Below are 24053 nucleotides of genomic sequence, written 5' to 3'. Positions count from 1 at the left end.
CGAACAACGCCACGGGGAAGGTCCACCCCCTAAATGCACCCCGATCCGGCGCGGCTATTTCTGGTGCGCGGCGTTGATGCCATGAGCGGAGCTCACCATCGATACCACTGACGCGATGGCTGCGACAAAGAGCACGATTACGACAGGAACGACGCTGCTGAACAGAGTGGCGTTGCGACCAAGAAATGCGGCGATCACGCTGCACAAGCTCATGGCGCTCAAAACGACTGCGAGCCCGGCCCCGAGGAACAAAGGTGCGCGCAGGGTCGAAGTCGTTGCCTCAAGTCTGCGCAGGCTCACTGTTGGCCCAACACCCAAGCAGCCAAGGAAGGCCACCACTGCGACCAACCAACCAGTCAAGGCCCAGAACAGGCCAGCCGGAGGCTGCCCGACTTTAGGACGGATCAACACGAGCGCCAGGAACCCTATTCCCACAACCACCGCCAGGACTATGGCGGGAATGAGCGGGCCGAGCACTCTCCTTCGCTGCGACCGGAGGGCGGGAATGAGAACGCGGGCGACAATGAGGCCCAGGCCAACCAGTGCGATCGCCCAACCGACACACAGGAGGATGGCCGCGGCATCCATTAACCCCCTGACTGCTGCTACGGCGTCTGGTCCTGCCGGGTCCAGGAGCGCCTTGTATAGCGCCGGCACGATCAGGAATCCAGCGCACCACGCGATCCAGGTGGTCGAGATACTCGCCTGCAGGCGCAGGCGTTTACCGTCCGGGCCGTTGAAATACGGCCGAACCCATGCCCGAAGTGCGCCACCGAACAGATCCGCCGTCGTATGCGCCGACCCGGGCACTTCCTCAACAAGGGCCGCCAGCTCGTCACCATATCGCGCACGAAAGGAGGGCGGATATGCGCGCAGTGCGAGTTTCGCCAGGCGGCTCATGACTGGGCCGTCTTCAACCGTGCCAGACCGTGCGAGGCGAAACTGCTCATCGCCTTCAGCCGCGCCGTCAGCAGCGCCGAGCCGGCAGTCGTGATCTCATACGGTCGACGGCGATCCTCACCGGGAAGGGCGCGCACGTAACCACGAGCTTCAAGTCGGGACAGTGCTGCGTAAAGCGTGCCTGGACCAAGCGTGACCCCGGCGGATTCCTCGGTGTCCTGCACGATCGCGTATCCGTGTTTCGGGCCGGCAGCGAGGCTTCCGAGGATCAGCAGTGCGGGATCCGCCCATGCCACGTCTTGTTTGCGTCGAACCATCATTTACTCCGTCTCCCGTAGTACGTGAAACGATACTACACTGGGCCTCATGAGCAAACCATCCAGCTTGACGGCCCTTCGGCCAATCCTTGCGGCGGCACTCGGCGCCATCCTGGGTCTGATCGGCGCGCGCTACATCTTCGTGGGGTCCTCACTGAGCCTGATCCCGTGGGGGCTCGCTGCCCTCTTCGTCGGGTATTTCTCCACAACCTGGGCGACCGCGCTTGGCAGCAGTGCGCTCTTCGGGTTCTGCCTCGCCGGCACGTTCATGCTGGCAGGCTATCAAGGTACAGCCCCCGTGACGAACGATCTGATCCCATTCGCCATCATTGGCCTAGTCGGCGCGCTCTGCGCCATCGCCGGTGCAACAGTCGGACGGCTGGTCCGAATGAAGGTTGGCGCGCGGCCTTATCCAACCAAAGCCGACAGCCGATTCTGATGCGCGCGCGCCCTCGACATGAGGCGCACTGCCGGGAAGGGGTGCGGGAGCTCTCGTTTCCTGTGGTCCAGGATGCCCTCCTGCAGGAACCCAAACCACGAGGAAATACCGTCCTGTAGAGGGTTCCTCTGAGGGACGGGTTCGGAGTCTGGCCGGCTGGAAGAAAGGCCCGGCAGAATGGATCGGCGGCAGCTCTTCGTAGGGCCGCTGGTTCACGGCAATGTAGCCGAACTGCGTGAACCTGAAGATCGAATCTGCCGCGTCGGGCCGGTCGCAGTCCCAGGGGAAGTTTTTGGCTGGTCGGCGGTGCTCCGTGTCGTGAGTAGGGCGAGGCGATCGGAGGGCCAATAGTTGGTAGCCACGGTCGCCAAACGTGACCAACTTTTCGATCAATAACGTGAGTAGAACGTGATTTGGACACTCGGCGTGCCTGGCTGAAACAGTAAAACCGCAGGTCAGAGGCCCTTTGGGTGCCCCGGGCCGGACTCGAACCGGCGGGCAAGAGAAACTAGTCATCTGGATGCTGCTGTGTGTCGTTGACTCTCAAAAACATTGAATTTTAGGGACTTTGGGGCGGTTTCAAAGTCGATGGCATGCCGTAGGTAGCGGTAGTTTTCGTTTGACAAGGGGGAGTAAAGGGGGAGTTCCTCTTTGTGAGCCAGTGGCACTGCCTGTGAACGGGTTGATACTGCGGGCAAAGTGGCTCATCTTTACGCCGCGCAACCGCGGGGAGGTTCACCGTCCAGGCCGGCCATTTTAGGCTCGGAGGCCCTCCGGCGGATTCAGACCGAGAATACCCCCTGGATTCTGAAGAGCCTCATATGCTCATGAGCATTTGGGAAACAGCGCGGCAAGCTTGAGGAGTCCGGGTACGATCCGCTCGTTAGGGATGGAGGCGAATCCAATGCGCATGTAGTTGTTTGAGGTGTGACTACTGGCGAAATATTTTTCCCCGGAGTCAAACAGGATCCCGTTCTTCTTGGCGAGGACCCGCAGCTCACGCGTGTCTATTTCGGAGGGGGCCTTGAGCCACAGGCCTGTTCCTCCCGGGGGGAGGGTCTGCCCGTCGGGAAATATCTCACGCGCAATTGCTGAGGCAGTATTCCAGCGGGTGCCCAGGGCTCGCCTGTAGGACTGCAGCGACGAACGGAAGTCCCCGTTTTGGTACAGCAGCGCCACGGCTCGTTGAATTTGCCCGGGCGGCTGCCTGTGTTGATAACGACGTGTTTTGCGTAGGATGGCGATAAGCGGTGCCGGTCCTACGAGGAATCCGACGCGAATGCCCGGGGCCAGGACCTTGGACATTGTCCCGAGGTAAATGGTCCGGCCGTGGGGGTCCAAAGCCGCCATTGCGGGGGAGGGTTGGCCTTCGTAGCGCAGCTCTGAGTCGTAGTCGTCTTCGACAATGATGAAGTTATGTCGTGAGGCGTCACCAATGAAATCGAGACGACGTTTGGCTGTGAGTGTGACGTTCGTTGGGTGCTGGTGACTGGGAGTCAGATAGATCATTTTTGCATGTGAATAGGATTCCTGCGGTATGGCCCCCTCGGCATCCACCGGAAGGTACCCGAGGTTGGCTCCGGCTCGCGAAAAGACATGGCGGGCATCGAGATACCCTGGGCTTTCCACAAGGACGGAATCGCCGGAATGCAGCAGGCTTTCGCCCAAAAGCTGTAGGCCTTGTTGGCTGCCAAGCGTGATGAGGACATTGTCCGGTTCGGTAAAGATCCCCCTGGCTGGCAGGATCAAGCGGCAGATGGTCTCAAGCAGCAGTGGATCGTCCATGAGTACGTCGTCCAGGCTGGCGTGGCGGTGTTCGTCGGTGGCAAGTGAGGCCTTCAGGGCCCGCATCCAGGCTGCCGCAGGAAAGTACGCGGGGTCGTGCTGGCCGGTGACGAAGGGGTACTCGTAAGTCCACCATCGCGGTTCTCTATCCAGCTCTGGAAGAGCCGGGGCGGCCGATGAGGCCAGCTGGACCCAGTCGATCTCGGATCTGTCGGATTGCACGTCAGGACTTCTGTTTTGGTCAACGCTGATGGGGGAGATCTGGTGGTTGACGAAGAACCCTGAGCGGGATTTGGCGACAATGAAGCCGTCATCGAGGAGTCCACTGTATGCGGCCTGGACGGTGGTTCGGGATACGCCAAGAAGCTCGGCAATTTGTCGGCTTGAGGGGATTCTTGTGCCTGCGGGCCAGACTCCGGAGGCGATAGGGCCCTCCACGGTGCGGCGAACCCGTAAATGCAGCGGTGTTCCGGGCGGTGCCTGAAGCAGGGCTAAGTCTCTCGGCGTTTGCTGCTGTGTTCTTGCCATGGCCCGAGCCTATCAGCACATCGCCTCTTTCTGGACTGGTCAAATAGCAAAATACTGGACCTTGTCAGGTCCAAAGAAAGCCAGAATAATGTGACTCACCCCACTTACAAGGAAGAAGCCATGATCCCCAAAACAGCGAGCGTTGTTATCGCTCTGATTACACCCGTCGTCCTCGTGACGCTTGGCGTGCTGTTGCTCGGAGGTTCAACGGCAACCATTTTCGGCGTTCCGTTGATACTGATGTTCATGTTCGTCATGTTTCCAGTGACGAGCCTGCTGATGTGGATCAGTTGGCGGTTGTTTGACCAGAACGCGGACTACCAGCTCGATGAACTTGATGACTCGACCCCGGAGGTGGCCCCGTGACCATTGCCATGTTCGTGGTCGTCCTGCTGCTTGCCGTGGCGATTGGCCTGTATTCGCGTGTCGGTGCTGGCAAATCAACGGCCGACTTCCTGGTGGGCGGGCGAAGCTTCGGTTCCGTTGTCGTGTTCATCATGGTGGTGGGCGAGGTCTACTCCATCGGCACCATCATCGGGTTCCCCGGCGGTGTCTACGCGCACGGCGTGGGATTCGCTGTGTGGTTCATGGGGTACATCCTGCTGGGGTATCCCATCGGCTACTTCTTGTTGCCTCTGCTGTGGAAAGCTGGGCGCCAATACGATGCGATGACCCTTCCGGATATTTTTCGCGGACATTTCAATTCCCGGCCGTTGGAGCTGACGTCCGCACTTGTTGGTGTTGTCTTCCTGATCCCTTGGGCCCAGCTCCAGCTCACGGGCCTGGAGGTTGCCCTCAACGGATTGGGCCTGGGTCTGACTCCGTTGGTCACGGTTCTCATTGGCGTCGGAATCTCTCTGGTCTTTGTCCTCCTTTCGGGCATCAGGGCACCAGCTTTTGTCAGCTTCCTGAAAGACTTTGCCTTGATCGCCGTCATCTTGGTCGTTGCTGGCTTCGTGCTGAACAAGGTCCCCAACGTCGCCACCATCATCACCCATGCGAATGTGGGCACGGAGCACACCACCATTCCCGGCGGGGCCCCGATGCTCAACACGGTCTCGACCCTCCTGTTCCAGACCATCGGGTTTTACATGTTCCCGTTCGTCATCCAGGCCGTTCTTAGCGGCAAATCGCCCGTCAGCATCAGGCGCACCCAGATTGTCATGCCCCTCTACATGTTGATGTACCCCTTCATTCTGCTTACCTCATTCTTCGCCATCTCGGCTGTCCCAGGCCTGACTGGTGCGGGCACCAACCTTGCTTTCATTGAGGTTGCCCGACAGCTTCTGCCTGGCTGGCTGGTGGGCGTGGTCGCCGGGGGAGCGGCCCTGTGTGCCATCGTGGTCCTTGCCGCGTCAGCACTGGTCATCGGAACGCTGTTCTCCAGGAATGTTTTGACTAATATCAGTGAAGTCAGGCAAAAGTCGATGACGCAGGTCGTCATCGTCGTCTATCTGGTGATTTCCATCGTGCTCACGCTGGTAGTGCCGACCATCATGGGAACCTTGATCAACACCGCCTATTACGGGCTGACTCAACTCGTTGTCCCTGTCCTCCTCATGATCTTCCCGACTCGCGTGCGTCCCGGCGTCATGGCCGCAGGACTGGCGGTGGGGGCCCTGACCTCCATAGGCATCTACCTCTCCGGAGCCACTTTGGGTGGGCTCAATATCGGGGTGCCTGCGTTGGCGGCGAATCTCCTGGTTGTCGGTATTGGCAGGCTGGTCGCCCCGGCCGCCGGGCCTACCCGATCCCTTGCGGCCCGACGGCGCACCCTCCCCACCGACGCCACAACCTCGGCCCACGCAATCCACCACGTGGCCAAGAAAGAGAGCCACTCCTAAATGTCAGCTGCAATCTTCACCAACGGAACCATACGACTGGACGCTTGGAGCGATCCTGTCGAGGCCATCGTCGTGGACCAAGGCACGGTCCTCAAGGCAGGGACACTGGAAGAAGTTGAAGCCGCCGCCGGCCCGGCACCACGACGCATCAACCTCGACGGTGCTACTGTGGTCCCCGGCTTGATCGAGTCCCACGTCCACCCCGTCTTCTTCGGTCTCACCCGGAACTGGACGGACTGCCGCAGCCCCCTCAACGGAAGCATTGCTGACATTCAAGTGGCCCTCCGCCAAGATCTGGGCACACTGGCCGATGGCAAGTGGCTACGAGGCTGGGGATATGACGACACCCTGCTGTCCGACGGACGCCATCCCAACCGTGAGGACCTGGATGCAGTCAGCAGAGATGTGCCCATCGTCGTCTCCCACATATCCGGGCATTTTGTTGCTGCCAACTCCCGTGCCCTTGAACTCGCCGGCATCCACCGGGATCGGGCAGATCCCTCGGACGGCAAGTTCGTCCGAGACGAAACCGGGAAATTAACGGGGTTGATGTGGGAAATGGGGGCTGTTCATACCGTTCTCGATGCCATGCCGCAAGCCTCTGCCGCAGATGTCCGGGAGGCCGCCGTCTATGCGTTGGAGGTAGCCTCTGAACGGGGCATGACTTCCATCCACGACCTGGGCGTGGGAATCATGGCCGGAGACTTGGAAATTGAAACGTGGCGCAAGCTCGCAGCAGAGTCGTCCGGACTCCCGATCCGGGTGACCGGATACGTCAGGTCGGACCTCGCCCTCCGATATTTGGAAAAGTCACCCGACCTGTTTTCCCAGCCAGCTATCGGCAGGTACAGGGTGGCCGGCGCAAAATTCTGGTCGGACGGCTCCATTCAGGGACTTTCAGGCGCACTCAAGGAGCCATACTCATGCCTGGACACCGAGTGTGGCGAACTGCTTTATTCCCCGGAGGAACTCGCGGGGCTCCTGAGCCGAATTGACGACGCCGGCGGCCAATGCGCGGTTCACGCCAACGGCGATCTGGCGATCTCCACCGTAGCCGGGGCGTTTGCCACCTTGCGCGGTAGCTCGGAACAAAAAGATCCGAGGCACCGGGTTGAACACCTCCAGATGGCATCGGCCAAAGACATCGCGTCCCTGGTCGCGTCAGGCTCCGTGGCCTCCATATTCGCCAACCATGTCTACTACTGGGGCGATCGACACCGTGACCGGTTCATCGGTGCCACACGTGCCGCTAGGATCGATCCCACTCGAGATGCGCAGGACGGTGGCCTCCACTTCGGAATGCATTCAGATTGCCCCATTACGCCGATGGACGCCCTCGCCACCTTCCGCACATCCGTGACGAGGCTTACCAGCGGCGGTTCGGTCCTGGGCGAGGCACAACGGCTTGACCCACGCGCAGCTCTGCACGCGCTGACGGCCGACAGCGCCTACCTGACCCACGATGAGGCCCACCTGGGCACACTGAGGGCGGGCCTGGACGCGGACATCACCATTCTGGACCAGGACATCGTGGGACTGCCGATTGAACAATCTCAAAACGTTTCAGCCGTGGCGACCATGGTCGGGGGCGAATTCGTCTTCAACCGCGGCGGCTTCTAGAAGCCTAGACGTACTGGCCATTGCTGCGCGGACTCCAGAAGGCATCCGGGGAATGCAAGCTGATCGTCGGCTGCCACAACCTGCTCAAACTCTTCACCTACCGGGCCCGAACCGCCTGAAGATCCCGGGCAGCAGTCCCACGACTGCAGCTGCGGACCCTGCCAGCGTCCCATAGTACTACAGTCGCGTTTGTGGGGTGTGGCCGCGGGCTTTGTAGTGGAATTGTTGGGCGTGGTATTGGTGTTGTCGGCGCCAGAGGGAGCAGCGGATTATGTGGTGGGGGTCTGGGTTCCGGTGCCAGGCGATCCGTGTGATGAGGTGCCTGATTTCGGGCAGGGAGAGTCTTACCAGGTGCTCGGCGCCTGGCTGCGGGCCCCCTTTTTAGAGCGGATGACGCTCAGGAAGGCGTGGGCGAACATGGAGAGGGTGATGTGCCGGTACCAGCCGGTGTATTGGCGCACCTGGTAGTGGTCGAGTCCGGTTTCGCCCTTGGAGGTTTGGAAGGTTTCCTCGATGGCCCAGCGGGCTCCGGCGACCCGGGCCAACTCGGCCAGGGTGACGCGCTCGGGCGTAAAGCAGATGAAGTAGGCCAGGTCCGTGGGGTCCTTGAGGGAGCGGCGGGCCAGCAGCCAGTGCTCGCCGGTTTCGGCGGGGCCGTTGATGCGGATCCTGGCCCAGGCATAGAGCCTCTCGCCCTTGGTTCCGGTGCCGGCGGTGCGGGTGCGCCAGGCGCGTCCGTCCAGGGCGGCGAAGAGCTCATCGGCCCGCCCCTCAACGCCCAATGTTCCCGGCGCCGGGGTAATGGCACGCTGGTTCATGGGCACGGCCATGACGTAATGCATCCCACGGGCTTCCAGGCGGCGGCGCAGTCCGGCGTGCTGTCCGTAGACGGCGTCGCCGGTGGCCCATTCGGCCTCGATTCCGGCATCCAGGGCGCGTTCGATCATGTCGGCGGCCAGCACGGGCTTGGTCGCCATCACCCGGCCTTCCGGGATGCCGGCGCGCTTGCACCGGGCAGCGTCATCCATCCATGCCTTGGGCAGGTAGAGTTCCCGGTCCAGGAACGTCCGGCCCGCCGGTGTCGCATAGGACAGGAACACCCCGATCTGGCAGTTCTCCACCCGACCCGCGGTGCCTGAGTACTGGCGGGCCACCCCTGCCGAAGCGGTCCCCTTCTTCAGGAAACCGGTCTCGTCGATCGCCAGGATCCCCTTCGGGTCCCCCAGATGCTTTTTCACGTAACCGACCAAGGCGTCCCGGACCTTGTCCGGGTCCCAGTCCGTGGTCGAGAGCAGCCGCTGCATCCCATCCGGAGTGCCCTGTCCGGCACGCTCGGACAGGGTCCAGGAGTTCTTCCGCTCCTCATCCGACAGCAGGCCGCGGATGTAGCTGACGGCGTTGTTCCGCGGCTCCGTCCGGGCGAACTCACCCCCGATCAGCTCCCGGATTTCCTCCAGGCCATCAGCCCATTCCTGTATCTCTGCCACCCAAATATCATCGCCCACCCACCATGATTAACAGGATTCCGGGCCAAAGTCCGATTAAACCGCCGACACGGCCAGAAAATAAACGCGACTGTAGTAATAGTTGGCCTTCAGAGCTTCCCACCCTGAAAATGCCCGGTGCCAGGCCTCCCCACCGGCAAAAGGGAAACCAGCGCAGGGACCTCACCACGCAAGGCCGCGGAAACCCCGAACCGCTACCGACCCACGCACCTAGGGGAAGCCGGGAACAGTGCCGATCACTAGTATCCGGTAGACGAAGTGGGTCTTGAGTGTTCGGGCCAGGGTGCCGACGTCGCTGGCGCCGAGGTTGACGTGCTTGAGCTTCATGGTGTCGAGTTCCACGCTTGGTGTTTCTGGGTTGCGCCGGGATCGGCTGGGTTGACGGGTTTCATGCTGCTTGTGGTGGTGCGTGGGTGGCGGTGAAGTGGTTCTCCCACTCGGTTTGCCAGGGCCACGCATCGGGCAGATGGAGGCCTTGGGGCCGGGAGCTGGAGGCAACCCTGCCGGGGACTTTGATGAGCTTGGTGCGGATCGTGCCTGTCCGCGCTTTCGCGAACGTGCCTTGGGCGAGGATCCCGGCGGTGCGGGTGAGGTTGTCGCCCATGACCGCGGCGACCAGCCAGGCGGGTTCGCCGCGAACTTTCCGGAGGGCAGGTGGGTCAGGACACTGTCCTTCAGGTCAGCGTTGACCTGCTCGATCCGGGCAAGTTTGCGGTGGACCTGGTCCGTGGCCTCGGTATCGAGCATGGCGGCTTTGACGGTGGTGAAGAAGGCATGGAAGCGGTGCGTGTCAAAGAGCGTGGGCTGGCCTGCGGTGGCTTTGGGGTTCAGTTACGGGATGCGTCGCACGACCAGGCGCCCGGGAACCCTTTCGCTTGTCTTGCCGAAAGCGATCCCTGAAATTTTGAAAACCTAGTTCATCGCCAGGCAGCCTTGGCCGATGAGGCTGTGGTGCTCACGTAGTTTGAGCTAGATCGATGGCCCTTGGAAGAGACGACTGTGCCCCAACTCGCTGAACCGACCACGCTGCGACCTTGGTTCCGAATTCGCACGCACACAGCATACTCTCCCGACCGATTTTCGCCTCAGTAGCAAGCGAATGTACGAGCCCCCCTATGAATGAATCGCCCGCAGCAGTCGTATCCACTGCGCTGACCTTATGGGCCGCTACATAATCGATGCCGGCCGGTCTGACTAGTGCAGTGCCCCGGTCGCCGAGCGTGACGACTACCCATGAAGCTCCACGGTCGAAGAAAAACTGTGAACCGGCTGAAAGTTCAGCGTCGGACGTCGCTTTGTGCCCGGTGATCTGTTCGAACTCAACCTCGTTGGGCACGACGATATCGCTCACGAGCAGAAGCTCGTCCACATTCGAACAAGCCGGAGCAGGGTTGAGGACGGTAACGGCACCTGCAGCGCGTGCCCGCTGGAATGATGCCGTAGTCGTTGCAATTGGTAACTCCAGCTGCCCGAGAACGACCCCGCCAAACCCACGTTCCAGGGCCGTCCGAATGTGTTCTTCCCGGACCGAATGATTGGCGCCGGGAATGACGATTATGCTGTTTGCGCCGCCGTGGGCGACGGTGATGAAGGCGAGGCCGGTTGGTTCATCCGGGAATCGCGCAATCGACTCGGTGTCGATTCCTTCACCATTGAGCTGCCGGATGTACGACTGTCCCAAGTCATCGTCACCAACTCCGCCTACCATGCGCACAGAATTGCCCAGCCTGGCTGCGGCGACAGCCTGGTTCGCGCCCTTTCCGCCCCACGACCGCGCGAGCTTGTCGCCGATAATGGTTTCACCCACACCCGGGATCCGTGGAGAAGAGACTGTCCAGTCGATGTTGATCGATGCGATGACCGTGATGTCAGGAGCGACTTTGCACGGTGGTTCGGCAGTTCTTTCGTTACTCGGCATATCTGTGGACATTCACATTTCACTTTCGTTGGAAGCAGCCACGGTGGCGCTGGTTGTGTCACCATGGGTAACCCGGATGGGACCTATAGTTTTTGGGATCCCGCAAGCCATCGCGCGGGATTCCGCGAGGTTAGAAGACTGACGGTCTCGTCGGATACTCCGCGTGCACGGAGGAGATCCGAGAAGATCGCGGGAACGAAACTTAGCCCATTTCCGCCGTTGGCTCTCCACATTTGCTTCAGGAACAGGTCATGCGATAGCAATAGCTGCTCCTCATAGCCGGCGTCAATAAGCCCGCAGAGGGCCGTGAGCGTCCCAGCGACACCAGGGGAAGCACCTTCGCCAGGGAAGCTGATGTCGAGGCCGATCATATCGAACTCCAGAAAAACACCTCTATCCAGAAGTGAAAGCTGATAGTCAATGTCCGTGGCGGAGGTGGCGCATAGCCCCAGATGGTAGTGATCGTCTGGCTAGTTGGTGTGTAATCTCGCTACATCGTGGACAGTGAATCTCACCTCTTCGTGGACACCGGGTCTCAATACTTTGTACACAGCTACCGGCACTGGCGGGCCGGTAGCTGTGAGTGGCTATCGCGTGGCCATCACGTCGGGCTGTTCTTCTTGGCGGTGAGCGAATTGCTCCGCGTAGTGCTCTCGCTTCCGGTCCCACTGTTTTGTCGAGTACGCCGCCTGAACGCCTAGAACGGAATACGAAGCAACATAGCGGCCCCGAACGTTCAGGGCAACCATCGGCAGCGGGAAAGAGAACACGATCTCACCGGTGACTGGATCGGTGAGCAGGAACGAGTCGTCGGTGATGGTCCGGTAAAACAGGCGGCCCGCGTAGGTCATGGGCAAAGAGACGTGGAAGCCTTGGTAATAGACCTGCCGGTTCGCGCGGGTGATCTCCACCAGCGACTGGTCCGCGGCCTTATCCTGGGCGTTGTCGTCGGGCAGAATGGCCCCGGTCTTGGAGATCGTCAGGGTCGCCCGATCGAGGTCTCCCTGACGGCGGGCGCGGACCTGTGAGTAGTGCGACGCTTTCGCTTCCAGGACCGATAAAGGAATCGGCTCCGTTGCCGGTGTATGTTCCAGCAGATCCCACGCCGTGCGCGGTGTCGCATGGTCCAGGGATTGGTGCGGACGGCGGTTGTTGTAGTGGTCCCGAAACCGGTGAATCCTGCCCTGGAGCTGCTCGAGCGTAGCTGGCTGATGCGCATCGAGGAACCGCAGCAGGGTTTGGTGGGAGCGCTCGTTCTTCCCCTGCGTGGTGGGTTTGCCCGGCAGCCCGCTGATGGGCATGGTGCCTTTGGAGGCGAGGAAGATCTCCACGGAACCAATCCGTCCGGCCCGCAGCTGATTGAATGCCAAAGAGTTATCGGAAAGCACTTCCCTGGGCGGACCGTAGGCAGTGATGGCTCGTTCGAGGACGTCCTTGGCATCGGCACTGTTCTCGGAACGGGAATACGCTGCTGTGCCCACATCAAAGCGGGAAGCGTCATCGAGCAGCTGGTACACGGTGACGATCTGTCCGCCGGCGAGTCGGTACTCGAAAGCATCGAGTTGCCACAACGACATCACGGTGGCGCGCACGAACGGGATGTACGAGGATTTCGGGCGCTTTCTGGGGGCTGCGTCAACGTGGCCGACGCTGGATAGCAGGCGGGCTATCGTCGCGACCGAGGGAACCTTCCCGCCGGGGAACTTCTCTTGCTGGCTAGCTTCGTAATAAATTGAGCGTGGGCCGTAATCCCAACCATCGGCCTTGAGTTGCTTGCGGATCTTCACTAACTCGTTGACAACCGCGGGGCCATATTTGCGAGCCGGAGTCTTTGGTGCACGGGAGCGGGGGTGAAGGGCCGCCGTGGATTCATGGACAGCCCGGCCGCGGATCTTATAGAAAACGCTACGCGAAATCTTGACCGAACGGCAAAACTCCATGACTGACAGTGCATGAGGCTGGGTCGGATCGTAGTTGATGATCGCGGCGCGAGTTTGGGGTGAAAGAGAGTTAGTCATCCAATGACTATCACCGCCAACCCGTCGGTAAAAGTGTCTCCGATGTGGTGAGACAGCGTGTCTCCGATGTCATGAGATCGTGTGTTCACGATGTGGTGAGACAGGACATACAAAGTATTGAGACCCGGTGTCCACGAAGAGGTGAGATTCACTGTCCACGATGTAGCGAGATTACACACCAACAACGCAGACCCTCGCTACCATCTGGGGCTATGCGCCAGCGGAGGGGTCGCTGTGGGCCAATGCAACTTTCTCGGGGCTCACGCAGTAATCCGCGAGAACGATATCGAGGACTTCGTGCCCCCGTCGCTGCCACCCAGGCATGTGAATATTGATTGGTACGCGCGGACGTTCTATCTGAGCAACGCAGGTCGCGGTGACCTTCACCGCCACCGCACATCTGGCCACCGCGATCCTGGAGTCCCCGGCATACACGGGCCGCGGGCCCCGCGGGCTGCCCCGCTGCCGCGATGAGACACTGTCCCTGAAGGCCCTGGCCGTCGCGGCAGGACGGAAAGAACTGCACCAGGTGACCTGGTGCCACGTCACCAAAACTCGGCCCGGCAACAGAACCGCGGCCATGAAATCCCGGTATTGGCCATCCGCATCCGCCCCGCCAACCGCGACATCCCGCTCCAAGACGACGGTCCCTGCCCGAGGCGTGGATGCTGGCCGAATGGCCCGTGCACGAGCCGGCACCGACCAATTACTGGTTCAGCGACCTGCCCGCCGACGCGCCCCTGAAAACCCTCGTCCGGCTCGCCAAGACGCGCTGGCGGATCGAGCATGACTACCGGGAGCTAAAGACCGCGCTCGGCCTGGACCACTTCGAAGGACGCTCCATCAACGGGTTCCACCGCCACCTCACCCTGGTCACCGCAGCCCAGTTCTTCATCACCAGGAAACGGCTCGCCCCCCCTACTGGGCCCGGAGCTGGTCCAAGTGGCCCACGACGAACATTCCATTCCGATGGCAGATGCCCCGGGCCGGACTCGAACCGGCCAAGAGAATGTCACCGCCTGGGTGTTGATGTGTGCGTTGACTCTCAAAAACACTGAATTTTAGGGATTTCTGGGCGTTTTCAAAGACGATGACTTGGCGGTGAACAGCCATTGTTTTTGTTTGAAAAGGGGGGTAAAGGGGGAGTGGCTCTTTGGGGAACGGGTTCAAGCTCGTCGCAATGCTGGCCACGAGAGGCAGAAGGAATAAGTGGCAATTGGCTTTCGTCCGCTATGGGTGTTCGTCGAAACGACAGATGGGTCACAGCGTGGACTAATGGAATCGGTGTCACGCAGGGGACGCGGCAGTGGTCATGGCGGGAGCCAACCGTGGCCGGCTACGCACTGGAGTCTGAATTGCAGGAGCCCTTGGCTATGCACCCTGAGTTGATGCCCGGTGTGAGCCAGGGGGCGAGGACGTGCCGGGAGTTCCAATTAGAGGTCTGGCCTGCGGGCATTGTCCTAACCCTAACGGACGTGATGGAGGACGTGACATTGGTCGAGTGCAAAGTTGGCTTCGAACCCGAAAATCGGGCGCGAGATCGTGGGGCAATGATTTGTCCGCGGCGGGTTCCACGCCTAAGGTCGACTTTGTGAGTTCAAGTTCCTTTCCCGCCGTGCGCAAGGGCGGATCCGTGACGGACCTGCGTGAAAGCAACTTGTCGTTGGTCCTTCAAACTTTGTCCACTTTTGGCGCACTTTCGCGTGCGGAGATAGCGGAACACTGTGGGTTGGGAGTGACGGCGCTAACGTCGTTGGTTCATGAGCTGACGGCGCGCAGGCTGGTTGTTGAATCTTCTGAGCTGGTTCGGCCCGCGATCGGCCGACCTACAAGCCTCTTAGAAATGGACACCAGCCATTGGTCGGTGGTTGGAATCCTATGCGACAGGGAGCAGATCTCGATTGCGACCGGGGGACTGGACGGCGTCGTCGTTAGCATCACGAGATACCCCGTACCAGCGGGTTCTGTGCTTGGCTTTGATTCCTACCGGCCGTTTCTTGTCCGGGCCGTTGCCGATGCCCTCATGCAGTCTCATGGGCGGGGACGGACAGTGGCGGCCGTCGAAGTGGCGGTTCCAGGTGCCGTCAATCGGGATTCCGGGGAAGTAGTCAGGTCCATCTTGAACGGCTGGTCGCGCGTTGCATTGCGCGGCGAGATCCAACATATGTTTACTGCGTTGTCGCAGGACCCGGGATGCAAACCGTCCCGTGTCGTGCCGGTACTGGTCGGGGTGGATAGGGAAACTAACTATTCAATGCTGACGCAGGTTTATGGGGGCAAACGGAGCCTATCTGGTCGCAACCTGGCCTACCTCGGGGGGCGGAACGCCTTGAGCGGTGGGTTGTACAGTCGCTCGGCGATCGAACACGGTGCCGCGGGTCTGGCTGGGGAGTTTGGTCATCTGGTGGTTGATCCAGAGGGTTCAAAATGTTGGTGCGGCCGACGGGGCTGTGTAGAAACCCGGCTCGGGCTGGCCCACTTGTATAGCGTTTGCACCGGGCTGCCGGAGACAGATTCGTTCAGTCGGTTGGGAAGCGCCCACCAATCGATGCTCAATGAACTTCTCTCGGGCGCGAAGGAGCAAGATCAGCGGTATCTTCTACCATTGAAAGAAGCGGGGCGTTGGCTCGGCATCGCCATAGATACGATCGCCGCCGTCGTAAATCCTGACGAGTTTGTTGTCGATGGTTACCTTGCCTGCTTGCAGGAATACCTCGAACCAGGGGCACGAGTTCAGCTTGATGCACTGAGTGCCCTTCCATCACTGTCGGGCCTGCGGATCAAATTTGGTTCCGGCGATGAAGATGGCTCCTTGCGAGGTGCCGTTCTGGCCGCCAGGGACGCGCTGATCAGGCATCCTGCCGCTGCTACACGCCCAAAGCGATTGTCTGGAAAAATACTCTAGAGCAGAGCTAAAAAATTTCCTGGCCCCTGGGGCGTGACATAATCCACGGCATGGAATAAAGTGTGTGAGGTAGCCCACGAACTATTCTCGGGGCATCCCTCGTATACGTCCGCAGTCCCACGGGGCAGCGGACGGTCGGAAGGAAATTGGATGGAAACCAGGTTCAAAAACGCTCAAGGCGTGGGTTCGCAAGTTGGTCCGCTGAGGATCATTGATACCCCAGTGGAGCAGCAATGGAGCCGGCGTCAGCTGGCATCGAAGCGTCCGGTGCTGCTGGCGATGATCTGCATCGCTTTTATCTCCGGGATCCAGGGTGTTGACCCGGCTTTGAACTCCGTTGCCATGCCGGCAGTTGCCAAGGCGATGCACCTCGACGCGTCGGCAACGGGATTTCTCAAGAGCTTGGGAACGATTGTGTTGGCGGCCAGCCTCCTTGGTGCCGGAATCGTCGGGGACCGGCGGGGACGTAAGAAGGTGCTGGTCCTCGGAGTTCTCCTCATGGGCGTTGCCGCCATACTTAGTGCCTTTGCACTCAATCCGTTGATGCTCGGATTCAGCCGGGTGTTGATGGGCGTCTCCACGGCAATGTCTTTTTCCATGTGCCTTGCCATAACGACGACGTTGTACAAGAAGTCCGAGCTGCCCAAGGCCTTCGGGCTTTTCTTTGGTGTTGGTGCTGCCTTGATTGTTGCCGCAACAGCCGTTTCCGGAACCGTGCAGGGTCACTTCGGCTGGCGAGCCACGTATCTAGTCACTGCGGTGCTGTGCATTGTGCTCTGCATCGCTGCCATCTTCCTGCTCCCGGAGAACCGTTCCGCAATGGTTCGGAAGTTTGATGGGCCGGGGGTGCTGTTGGCCGGCGTCGGATTGGTTGCTCTTGTGTACTCGATTGGCCAGGCGGCTGTCCGGGGTTGGGGTGACCCGATCGTTTTGGGCGGAATGGCCGTGGCCGTCGTTGTTCTTGGCGTGTTTGTCCTGTGGGAGCGGCACTGCCCCGACCCGGGGTTCCCTGTTCAACTCTTTAAAATTCCGGCATTCACCGCGGCATGCCTGGCCGGGGTCCTGTTCAACTGGGCTGACGCGTCAATGCTGGGGCAATACCCGGCCATGGCACTGCCTGCCGGCGTGCCTGCCGCCGTGGTCTCCGTCGTTGTTGCGCTCATGTATGTTGGCATGATTTGTGGCGCGGTGCTCGCCGGCATAGCACAAGGCCGATTCAACCTGAGCAACAGGTTCATGTTTTCCTCCGGCTTGCTGCTGTGTGCGGCCGGCCTGGGCACGCAATTGTTCCTGCACGATGCCCACAACGTCCTGTTGCCGGCTGCTGGCCTTTTGATCATCGGCATCGCGGTGATGTGGATGCAAAACCCGGAAACCGCGATAATCATGGGATCCGCCCCCGTCGGCAACTTCGGCGCCGTCGGGGCCGTCAAGCCGGCCGTGGGCCAGCTTGGATTCGGGCTCGGCTTCGCACTGGCAGCACCGATTTCGAGCATTTTCACGGGTGGCGGACTCCTGACGCCTCGTGCCTATGGCATGGGCCTGGGTGTCCAGGCACTGTTCTTTGTTGCCGCCGCCGTCGTCATCGGGCTCATGCTCAAGCCACGCCGTACCGTTTAGGGGACCTCCATGTATCCAGACGTCATCTTCATCAACGCCACAGTGCTCACGGTCGACGAGGACTTTAGCTCGGCTGAAGCGCTGGCCGTGACGGACGGTCTCGTTGCAGCTGTGGGAAGCAATGCCACGCTGCTTGAAACGGCGGGCCCGGAGACGCAAATACGTGACATGCTCGGCAAAACCATTCTGCCAGGTTTCATCGAGGCACACGGCCACCCAACGGCCGAGATGAACTTCATCGGTCCTGACATGGTCGACATCAGGGCCAGCGTGTGCGGCACGGCAGGAGAAGTGCTGGAACGCCTACGCAGCGCCATTGACGCCGCCGAGCAGGCTGGGGGAAACGCCTGGGTGGCTGCCTTTGGGTGGGACCCCCTCCTGCTGCCGGAACTGCCGGTGATCAGCGGCAGCTATCTGACAACGCTTTCCCCCGTGGTCCCGGTCTCCGTCATGCACTATTCCGCACATTCTTCCTGGGCCAATGCAGCAGCCATGGAGTTGCTGGGCATCAACGAGGACACCCCGAATCCCGGGGCATCGCAATACCTGCGCGACGGCGTTGGCCGGCCCACGGGCGAGGCAAAGGAGATCCCGGCCTGCATGACCCTCATGGGGCCCAATGCCACCGCAGGTCCGACCGCCTTCGACGGGTTTCTGGCCCATGAGCTACAAAGGACGTCTGCCGCGGGGGTGACCACCACAGGTGATCTGGCCTTCCACCCCGACAACTACCCACTGGTGCAGGCATTCATGACCGACCACGATTCCCCGGTGCGGATCCGAACCTACGAAATGTCGGGGGCGCGGGAAGAGGCGCCCATGCCGGGGCAGGACCCCGTGGTGGGTGCCGGAACGGCCATGCTGCGTCCGGTCGGCGTAAAGGTGTGGACCGACGGATCACCCTGGATTGGCAACATTGAGACCAGCTTCGGCTACAAGGACAGTGAAACGACGCGAAGTATTGGCCTGGAAGGCGGCCATCGTGGATGTTCCAACTACACCCGCGAGCAATTGCTGGAGGTCTGCCGACGCAACTACGCCAAGGGGTGGCAGATGGCCTGCCATGTCCACGGCGACATCGCCGTGGACATGGTCCTGGACGTCTTCGAGCAGATCCAAACAGAATTCCCCCGCCCCGATGGGCGGCTGAGGATGGAACATTGCGGAACCATCACACCGGCACAGGTCCACCGTGCGGCCGGCCTGGGAGTCAGCATTTCGTTCTTCGTCGCTCACATCCATTACTACGGAGACGTGCTGGTGGAATTATTCGGGGACCGCGCCGAGGACTGGACGCCGGCTGGCGCCGCGGTTGCCGCCGGCATGAAGTTCTCACTGCACAATGATCCTCCAGTTACGCCTGAATCCCCGTTGTTGAACATGCAAACTGCCGTCACCCGGGCAACCGCCAGCGGCCGCATCCTCGGGCCTCAGCATGCGATCGGTGTTGAAGACGCCATTCGTGCACAGACCAGCCATGCGGCCTGGCAGCTCTTCTCGGAGCACGAAGTGGGATCACTGGAACCGGGCAAGTTTGCGGACCTGGTGATTTTGGAGGAGAACCCCCTCGAAGTGGAAGCCGGCCGCATAGGCAGCATTCGCATTTTCCAGACGTGGCTGGGAGGAAAAGAAGCGTTTGACGGCCAGGCATCGACAACATTGCCCGCCGCGCCTTTGGGCGGTGCCCGACAAGTCGAGATGGTTCCTAGCGGCGGCTGATGGGCTAATCGCTGACTCGTCTCGACGCTGATCTTACGGCGAAGTCTGCGCTGCTGAAAGAGTGGAAGTCCGCCCCGGTTGAAGGCGACCTTTTGACACTTTTTGGTTTAGATTGGCGATTTGCTTACGGCAGGGAGCAGTTGTCGGTCGTCTTGGCCTGGCCGCTGTTCGCACCGCGACCGTTGCCTTGTGGTCTAGGGTTTCTGGCGGCTGGACCAATATTTCATCAGCAGTTCTTGTCCTTGCTGTGCCGATATTTTGGCGATCTCGTCCGGGCTAAGGTTGAGTTGGTCGTGGAGTGCGGTCTGGAGCCAGTTGGGCACAGTGGTCTCTCGAGGGGGTTCCGCGGCGGCCTCGACGGATTCATAGAGACGTCCCATTTGGGCGATGACGTCCTTGAGCGGTTGTAGCCGGGGGTCGTCTCCTATCCGTGCCACGCGGGCCTTGAGTTCCTCGTAGATCTCACTGTCGGATCGGACGCCTACGGCCCAAACTTCGGAGATATCAAGGATGGGTTTGCCATCGGTGTCTGCCGTGACCCGCCAGACGATGCGCCAATGACGGTCACCGACAACGAGTTTGCGGAATCCTATCAAGGCGCCCAGCAGGGGTTCGCCGGCGTTTGGCGACCGCTCCAGGAGCAGCATCTTCTTGAAGACGGTACGGACTTTGTAAGGGTCTTTCTTACCGAGCCGGTGAAGGTCGGCCACTGCATCCTCTGTGAGTCGGACGATGCAGACTCGCTTCGGATGTGTCGTCACGCTCGCCCTGCAGCGATGGGATCCTAGATCGCCGTGAGGTTGGGAGCGGTCATGAGCGGAATATTGATTCGTCAAGGTGATGGAACGTGGCTCGAAAAATAATCAGCTTCTCAGAATCTTGACTCACCTCAGTGCCATCGTCGGTGAAGTTGTGGCGTATGTGTTGTCCCCGGTGGCGGCGATACGAACGTCGAGTCGGGCTCGCTTATCGGACTGGTCCACTTTCGTCGCGCGTGAAGGTGCCCAAGGTGCAGTAGCGGCGTTGTCGATTTCCCAGCGGTCGCGGAAGTCGGCGACGTCACCCGCAACGCCCTTCCACGTCTCATCAGTGGCTTGCAGTCCTGGTTGTGGGCGCAGTTGACTCATTCTTAGATATTCGAATGCCATGAAGCCAATTCAACGGTCAACGGATTCGTATCGTGAATGTCCGTTCCGATCCTCTGGCTGGTCGGCGTCTGCCCGCCTGCCGGCTGGGTGCCGCAACAGCGGCAGTGTTCTGCTGACGGGCCAAAGCCTGGATCGATATCGTTTGTATGACGCGACCGTACCCACGATTTCCTGTGCGGCCGAGGGTCGTCCACGCCTGCAGCCGAATCAGTTTCCTGCCGGAGCCGGGCCGGGCAGGAGCATCCTGGGAAGGATATCGCAGAGCCACGCCATGATTTGGTCGTGGCTCCAGTGGCGCTCGGTGGCGAGCAGGTTGTAGGTGCTGTCGCCGTAGACAGTCATGAACGCGTCGGTCAGCTCATCGAAGGACCGGTCATCCCGAAGTGGCCCCTTACCCGTGAGTATTTCCAAAACCTGGACGAACCCGGCCCGGCGAAGGGTCTCATGGTGCTTGTGTGTCCGGCGCACTTCGTCGTCGGTGAGTGCGGCCGCGCGGAGTACTTCGGCGATGGCTGCGGCGCGGGCAAAGACGTCCCCGGCACCGCGGATGAAAATTCGCAGAGCCTCCGCCGCATCGGGCTCCGCCACCATGTCCGTCCACCAGGGCTGGGCCTGTGGCGACTGGGGATCCTCGTCGCCCAGGACGGCTGCATCGATGACGGCACTGATCAGTTCGGGTTTGGCATGGAAGACGAAGTACACGGTCTGCTGGGCCACTCCCGCGCGGGCAGCGATGCCCGCCATGGTGGCCCCGTGGAATCCCCGGGCAATGAATTCCTTGTGCGCAGCCTGGATGATCTTGCGCCTGGTGGCGTCTGCTTTTCTCCTGCGGCTGCTATTGACGGGTGCTGTCTCCGGGTCCATATTTATAGAGTATGGCACTAGAGTGTCACTCTAGTTAAATTCATGGACAAGGAACGTGTCATGAGAACGCACTCCTTCCGCGCCCGCAACGCCGCGTTAATAGCGATCGGCTCAAGCTGCGGTATTGCCTGGGCCGCCGGGTTCCGTGGCTACATGGTGGAACTCGCGGGCCCGACATCCACCATCAGCTGGTGGGGGACGTTCGGAGCGATCCTTGTCCCCGGAGCCATTGCGGGCGGACTGCTGGGCTGGGCGGAAGCACTCCGGCGCACCGGCGGGCGACGGGGATGGCGCTGGCTCGCTCTTGCGCCACTCGCATTTGCCATCGCGCCAATGCTGAGCCCCGGCGCCATTGGCATCCTTCTGACCCAAGGTCTCGGCGGAGGGGCGATCGCCGTCCCTCTGATGGGGATCGGAGGGGGCTACGCCCTCTCCCGGCGGGGGCCGCTCTGGGCCAGGCTCGTCTGCGGCGTCCTCAGCGCGGCCCTCGTCGTGTTACTCGCCCTGTCGGGATCCGGCATCGCTGGAGCCAGGCTCGCTCTTACTGAACCGCGCGGCGCCTGGGTTGCCGTGTTGGCGACGTCGTTCGTTGTTGTGCTTGCAGTCGCATCGTCGATCCCGCACCGGCCTACCGTTACAGCCGCGGACCGGGCTCCTTCAGGCCGGACGGGCCGCCCCGAATCCGGCGCGGCCCGGTAGTCCACCCGGCAATGGTTCTCACGATCTTGTCGGATGAGACAGCGCTGGAGAGGACGAATACTGGAACCTGGTCATGAACACCTTCCCTTGCAGCGACGTGGGGCATCGTTCGCAATTGGGTCCCGCCAACGTTCGATGGGCAGCTATTGAGGAGCCGGACCGCTTGCCTGCTTTGACCGCCTGAGGGGCCCGGAAATCATGTCGGACTACGAAAGAAATGATTGCCGTGGTGCTTAAACGGGGAGTCCGCCACGTTGAAAAGGGGGACCGAAATCGATCGAAAATTTTGACGAATTGGGGTGGGGTAAAAGGGCAGTTGGGCCCAAAAGGCCGAGCCTTCATCGGGACAGATTCGATACAGGATCGGATTATCCCGCCCGAGGTGACCCACACGGGGTGATGGCGCACCGGTGCGGTCGGAGAACCAGGGCCGCCCGGCCGCATCCGTCAGACCCGCCGACGTCGAGCAGGGACCGATGGTGGCCGCGCACACTGCCTGTTTCCTGATAGCTGGTCGATTGATCAGCGTGGACGGTGTCCGCCGTCCACGCCCCCGCCCGCCATCTCGACGGTGTCAAGGATTGCGGGGATGCACCAGATATCTCGTCGCGATCACAGGCCTTCACGGTGGAGGCGGGGTGGCGAGCGGCTCGAACAGCAGAGAGCAGCCAATGCCCTGCCGGAGCATTGGAGGCGGCAGGGTGCCTCAGCAAGCTAGGAGATGTAGGACAGGAAAGCCAGGTAGATTGGCAGGTCCGCGCCCGCGTGGAAGAGGGATGAGGGAATGATGCTGCCGGAGCTGCGCGTCAGATAGCCGCAGAGCAGTCCGAGTGGGAAAGTGACCAGAACGATGAAGACCACAGCGGCGGACGTGTACGTGACTCCGACATGCCAGGACGCGAAGATGGCCGCCTGGATAAAGGTCGCCGGGTAGGGCCCGAAGGCGATGTTGAGCCTGGACATCAGTAGCCCGCGGAACATCAACTCCTCCAAGAACCCGTTGGCAGCCACGGCGGCCAACAGCGCAGGCGTCAAGCTGAGGTAGCGACCGAGATCAAAACCACCATGCACGGGCATGAAACGTGAGTGGGACAGTGCACTAAAGGTGAGCACATAGAAGGCAACGAAGCCGACGATTCCGATCACATAGGCTCTCCCGAATCGGCCCCTGTGGACATATATCGAGGCCAGCGAACTCCTCGAGATCCAGACCACCACCACGACAGCAAGGACGGTGAGCAGCAGCTCGACGAGCTCGACGACCACCGTGCCCGGAATCGTCGAGGCCAGTGGGTTGCCTGGGACGGGAGGGCTGGGCAGGACCCGGTTTGCAAGGAATCCTGGCACGTAGCGGTCGGCCAGGACGAAAAGGGCCATGCCGAAGAATGCCAGAGGGATCTCCCAGTAGCTGTGCATGGTCGGACTGCGCCTTGCCAGCAATGCCAGGGCCAGAAAGCCGGCGGCGACGGCGACACCACAGGCCAGCCGGGCGGCGTTGCCAGGGACGTATCCGACCGCCACAGGAAGGAACCCGGCTACGATGCAAGCGACCGCGAAACCCGCCTTCCGGCCCGGCGCTTCCAACACGCGTCGCTCCGCTGCCGGTGCACCCGTCGATGCTTCTTGCCGGTTACGCGGGGGCTGCGCCCTGGAGTTCATCGCCTAACGCCCCCTCGCAGGATCACGGACGACCGCCTGGCCGGTGTTGAGCCTGTTGGCCCGGCCCCAGATGACCGCGTTCTGCGCGGCGAACGTCGCCGCCAGGGCCAGGAGCAGCTCGCCCACCACGAAGCCCTGAGGACGGTCAGCGGCGAGGCCGAGGAGCGCGAACGGCAGCCGGACCACGATGAGCACCGCCCAGGTCACCAGCGTCATCGCCGTCCCCTTGGCCATCAGACGGCCGGCCTCGACCCAGACCCGGAAGGTCTTTCCCCGCCACAGCCCCACGGCCAGTGCAATGGCGAGCCCGACGGCGAGGACGACCACACCGCCCACGCCCGTGGCAAGGGGTTGACGGGCCAGCTGCACGAGTCCAAACAGGGCCAGGGCCGCCGGGAGCACCACCAGTCTGAGACCCTTGACGGGCTGGGCACTCATCTGCCGGTAGAGGATGAAGGCGATCAGGCCCAGATAGATCGCAACGTTGACCGCGAGGCCCACAAGCTGGTCTGGGGACATCTCCACTCCCTCCGGAGCGTACTTCTTACCGTATATAGTACGATAC

At 61.3% G+C, this 24053-nt stretch carries 21 protein-coding genes and 1 pseudogene; 9 read left to right on the top strand and 13 right to left on the bottom strand.

Features of this window, described 5'->3' with window-relative positions; all coding sequences use genetic code 11:
• Positions 1-54: 54 nt before the first annotated feature.
• Together DMB86_RS13350 and DMB86_RS13345 are read right to left on the bottom strand one after the other, a co-directional pair.
• Positions 55-900 carry a hypothetical protein gene (locus DMB86_RS13350; protein WP_113718244.1) on the bottom strand — a complete coding sequence of 282 codons (846 nt, stop codon included), beginning with the start codon at positions 898-900 and terminating at the stop codon, positions 55-57.
• Positions 897-1220: a PadR family transcriptional regulator gene (locus DMB86_RS13345; protein ID WP_113718243.1), complete on the bottom strand. Its 324-nt coding sequence runs from the start codon at positions 1218-1220 to the stop codon at positions 897-899. The genes DMB86_RS13350 and DMB86_RS13345 overlap by 4 nt, the downstream gene beginning before the upstream one ends.
• A 46-nt stretch (positions 1221-1266) precedes the next feature.
• Here DMB86_RS13345 and DMB86_RS13340 point away from each other — a divergent pair, with 46 nt between their 5' ends.
• The gene (locus DMB86_RS13340) at positions 1267-1656 is read left to right on the top strand and encodes a hypothetical protein (RefSeq protein WP_129545537.1); all 390 of its coding nucleotides are present in this window, start codon (positions 1267-1269) and stop codon (positions 1654-1656) included.
• 825 nt (positions 1657-2481) lie between these two features.
• On the opposite strand, the gene pdxR is transcribed toward DMB86_RS13340, so the two are convergent.
• Positions 2482-3969, bottom strand: a complete 1488-nt coding sequence (gene pdxR, locus DMB86_RS13335) for a MocR-like pyridoxine biosynthesis transcription factor PdxR (RefSeq protein ID WP_113718241.1) — start codon at positions 3967-3969, stop codon at positions 2482-2484.
• Between the two features lie 120 nt (positions 3970-4089).
• Between pdxR and DMB86_RS13330 the strand changes: the two genes are divergently transcribed.
• The 3 genes from DMB86_RS13330 to DMB86_RS13320 are packed head-to-tail and all read left to right on the top strand — an operon-like array spanning position 4090 to position 7433.
• Positions 4090-4335 carry a DUF3311 domain-containing protein gene (locus DMB86_RS13330; RefSeq protein WP_113718240.1) on the top strand — a complete coding sequence of 82 codons (246 nt, stop codon included), beginning with the start codon at positions 4090-4092 and terminating at the stop codon, positions 4333-4335.
• Positions 4332-5813, top strand: coding sequence for a sodium:solute symporter family protein (locus DMB86_RS13325; RefSeq protein WP_113718239.1), 1482 nt, complete (start codon positions 4332-4334; stop codon positions 5811-5813). The genes DMB86_RS13330 and DMB86_RS13325 overlap by 4 nt, the downstream gene beginning before the upstream one ends.
• On the top strand, positions 5814-7433 hold the full coding sequence (locus DMB86_RS13320) for an amidohydrolase (protein WP_113718238.1): 1620 nt from the start codon (positions 5814-5816) through the stop codon (positions 7431-7433).
• Between the two features lie 344 nt (positions 7434-7777).
• Here the strand turns inward: DMB86_RS13320 and DMB86_RS13315 are convergent, their stop codons facing one another.
• The 6 genes and pseudogenes from DMB86_RS13315 to DMB86_RS13290 form a co-directional block, all read right to left on the bottom strand.
• Complete coding sequence (locus DMB86_RS13315; protein ID WP_418202277.1) at positions 7778-8920, bottom strand: IS701 family transposase; 1143 nt, start codon at positions 8918-8920, stop codon at positions 7778-7780.
• 228 nt (positions 8921-9148) lie between these two features.
• Complete coding sequence (locus tag DMB86_RS21405) at positions 9149-9280, bottom strand: hypothetical protein (RefSeq protein ID WP_257792222.1); 132 nt, start codon at positions 9278-9280, stop codon at positions 9149-9151.
• A gap of 46 nt (positions 9281-9326) precedes the next feature.
• Positions 9327-9811, bottom strand: a pseudogene (locus tag DMB86_RS21070) (transposase); the annotation flags it as partial.
• A gap of 82 nt (positions 9812-9893) precedes the next feature.
• Positions 9894-10856 (bottom strand): ribokinase, encoded by a 963-nt coding sequence (locus tag DMB86_RS13300; protein WP_227878756.1) that lies wholly within the window; start codon positions 10854-10856, stop codon positions 9894-9896.
• A gap of 83 nt (positions 10857-10939) precedes the next feature.
• Entirely contained in the window at positions 10940-11257 is a 318-nt protein-coding gene (locus tag DMB86_RS21535) for a phosphotriesterase family protein (RefSeq protein ID WP_335645040.1), read from the bottom strand.
• Positions 11258-11443: 186 nt separating this feature from the next.
• Entirely contained in the window at positions 11444-12874 is a 1431-nt protein-coding gene (locus DMB86_RS13290) for an integrase core domain-containing protein (RefSeq protein ID WP_113716836.1), read from the bottom strand.
• Positions 12875-13539: 665 nt separating this feature from the next.
• On the opposite strand from DMB86_RS13290, the gene DMB86_RS21655 reads away from it, so the two are divergent.
• The 4 genes from DMB86_RS21655 to DMB86_RS13260 all read left to right on the top strand — a co-directional run bounded on the left by DMB86_RS21655 (position 13540) and on the right by DMB86_RS13260 (position 19118).
• Positions 13540-13932, top strand: a complete 393-nt coding sequence (locus tag DMB86_RS21655) for a transposase (RefSeq protein ID WP_113718233.1) — start codon at positions 13540-13542, stop codon at positions 13930-13932.
• 533 nt (positions 13933-14465) lie between these two features.
• Positions 14466-15779 carry an ROK family protein gene (locus tag DMB86_RS13270; RefSeq protein WP_129545536.1) on the top strand — a complete coding sequence of 438 codons (1314 nt, stop codon included), beginning with the start codon at positions 14466-14468 and terminating at the stop codon, positions 15777-15779.
• A gap of 180 nt (positions 15780-15959) precedes the next feature.
• Positions 15960-17399, top strand: a complete 1440-nt coding sequence (locus tag DMB86_RS13265) for an MFS transporter (RefSeq protein ID WP_171814493.1) — start codon at positions 15960-15962, stop codon at positions 17397-17399.
• A 9-nt stretch (positions 17400-17408) separates the two neighbouring features.
• On the top strand, positions 17409-19118 hold the full coding sequence (locus DMB86_RS13260; protein ID WP_113718229.1) for an amidohydrolase: 1710 nt from the start codon (positions 17409-17411) through the stop codon (positions 19116-19118).
• Positions 19119-19312: 194 nt separating this feature from the next.
• Here the strand turns inward: DMB86_RS13260 and DMB86_RS13255 are convergent, their stop codons facing one another.
• Together DMB86_RS13255 and DMB86_RS13250 are read right to left on the bottom strand one after the other, a co-directional pair.
• Positions 19313-19828, bottom strand: a complete 516-nt coding sequence (locus DMB86_RS13255; protein ID WP_113718228.1) for a type II toxin-antitoxin system RelE family toxin — start codon at positions 19826-19828, stop codon at positions 19313-19315.
• Between the two features lie 645 nt (positions 19829-20473).
• On the bottom strand, positions 20474-21130 hold the full coding sequence (locus DMB86_RS13250) for a TetR/AcrR family transcriptional regulator (protein ID WP_113718227.1): 657 nt from the start codon (positions 21128-21130) through the stop codon (positions 20474-20476).
• A gap of 60 nt (positions 21131-21190) precedes the next feature.
• Between DMB86_RS13250 and DMB86_RS13245 the strand changes: the two genes are divergently transcribed.
• The gene (locus DMB86_RS13245) at positions 21191-21829 is read left to right on the top strand and encodes a hypothetical protein (protein WP_227878368.1); all 639 of its coding nucleotides are present in this window, start codon (positions 21191-21193) and stop codon (positions 21827-21829) included.
• Positions 21830-22543: 714 nt separating this feature from the next.
• On the opposite strand, the gene DMB86_RS13240 is transcribed toward DMB86_RS13245, so the two are convergent.
• A complete protein-coding gene (locus DMB86_RS13240) occupies positions 22544-23350 on the bottom strand; it encodes a CPBP family intramembrane glutamic endopeptidase (protein ID WP_171814492.1) in 807 nt (268 codons plus the stop codon).
• Positions 23351-23491: 141 nt separating this feature from the next.
• Positions 23492-24007, bottom strand: a complete 516-nt coding sequence (locus tag DMB86_RS13235; RefSeq protein WP_113718225.1) for a hypothetical protein — start codon at positions 24005-24007, stop codon at positions 23492-23494.
• Positions 24008-24053: the final 46 nt, after the last annotated feature.

Source organism: Arthrobacter dokdonellae (genome assembly GCF_003268655.1).
Lineage (GTDB): Bacteria > Actinomycetota > Actinomycetes > Actinomycetales > Micrococcaceae > Specibacter > Specibacter dokdonellae.
This window is presented reverse-complemented; position numbering and strand designations above follow the sequence as displayed.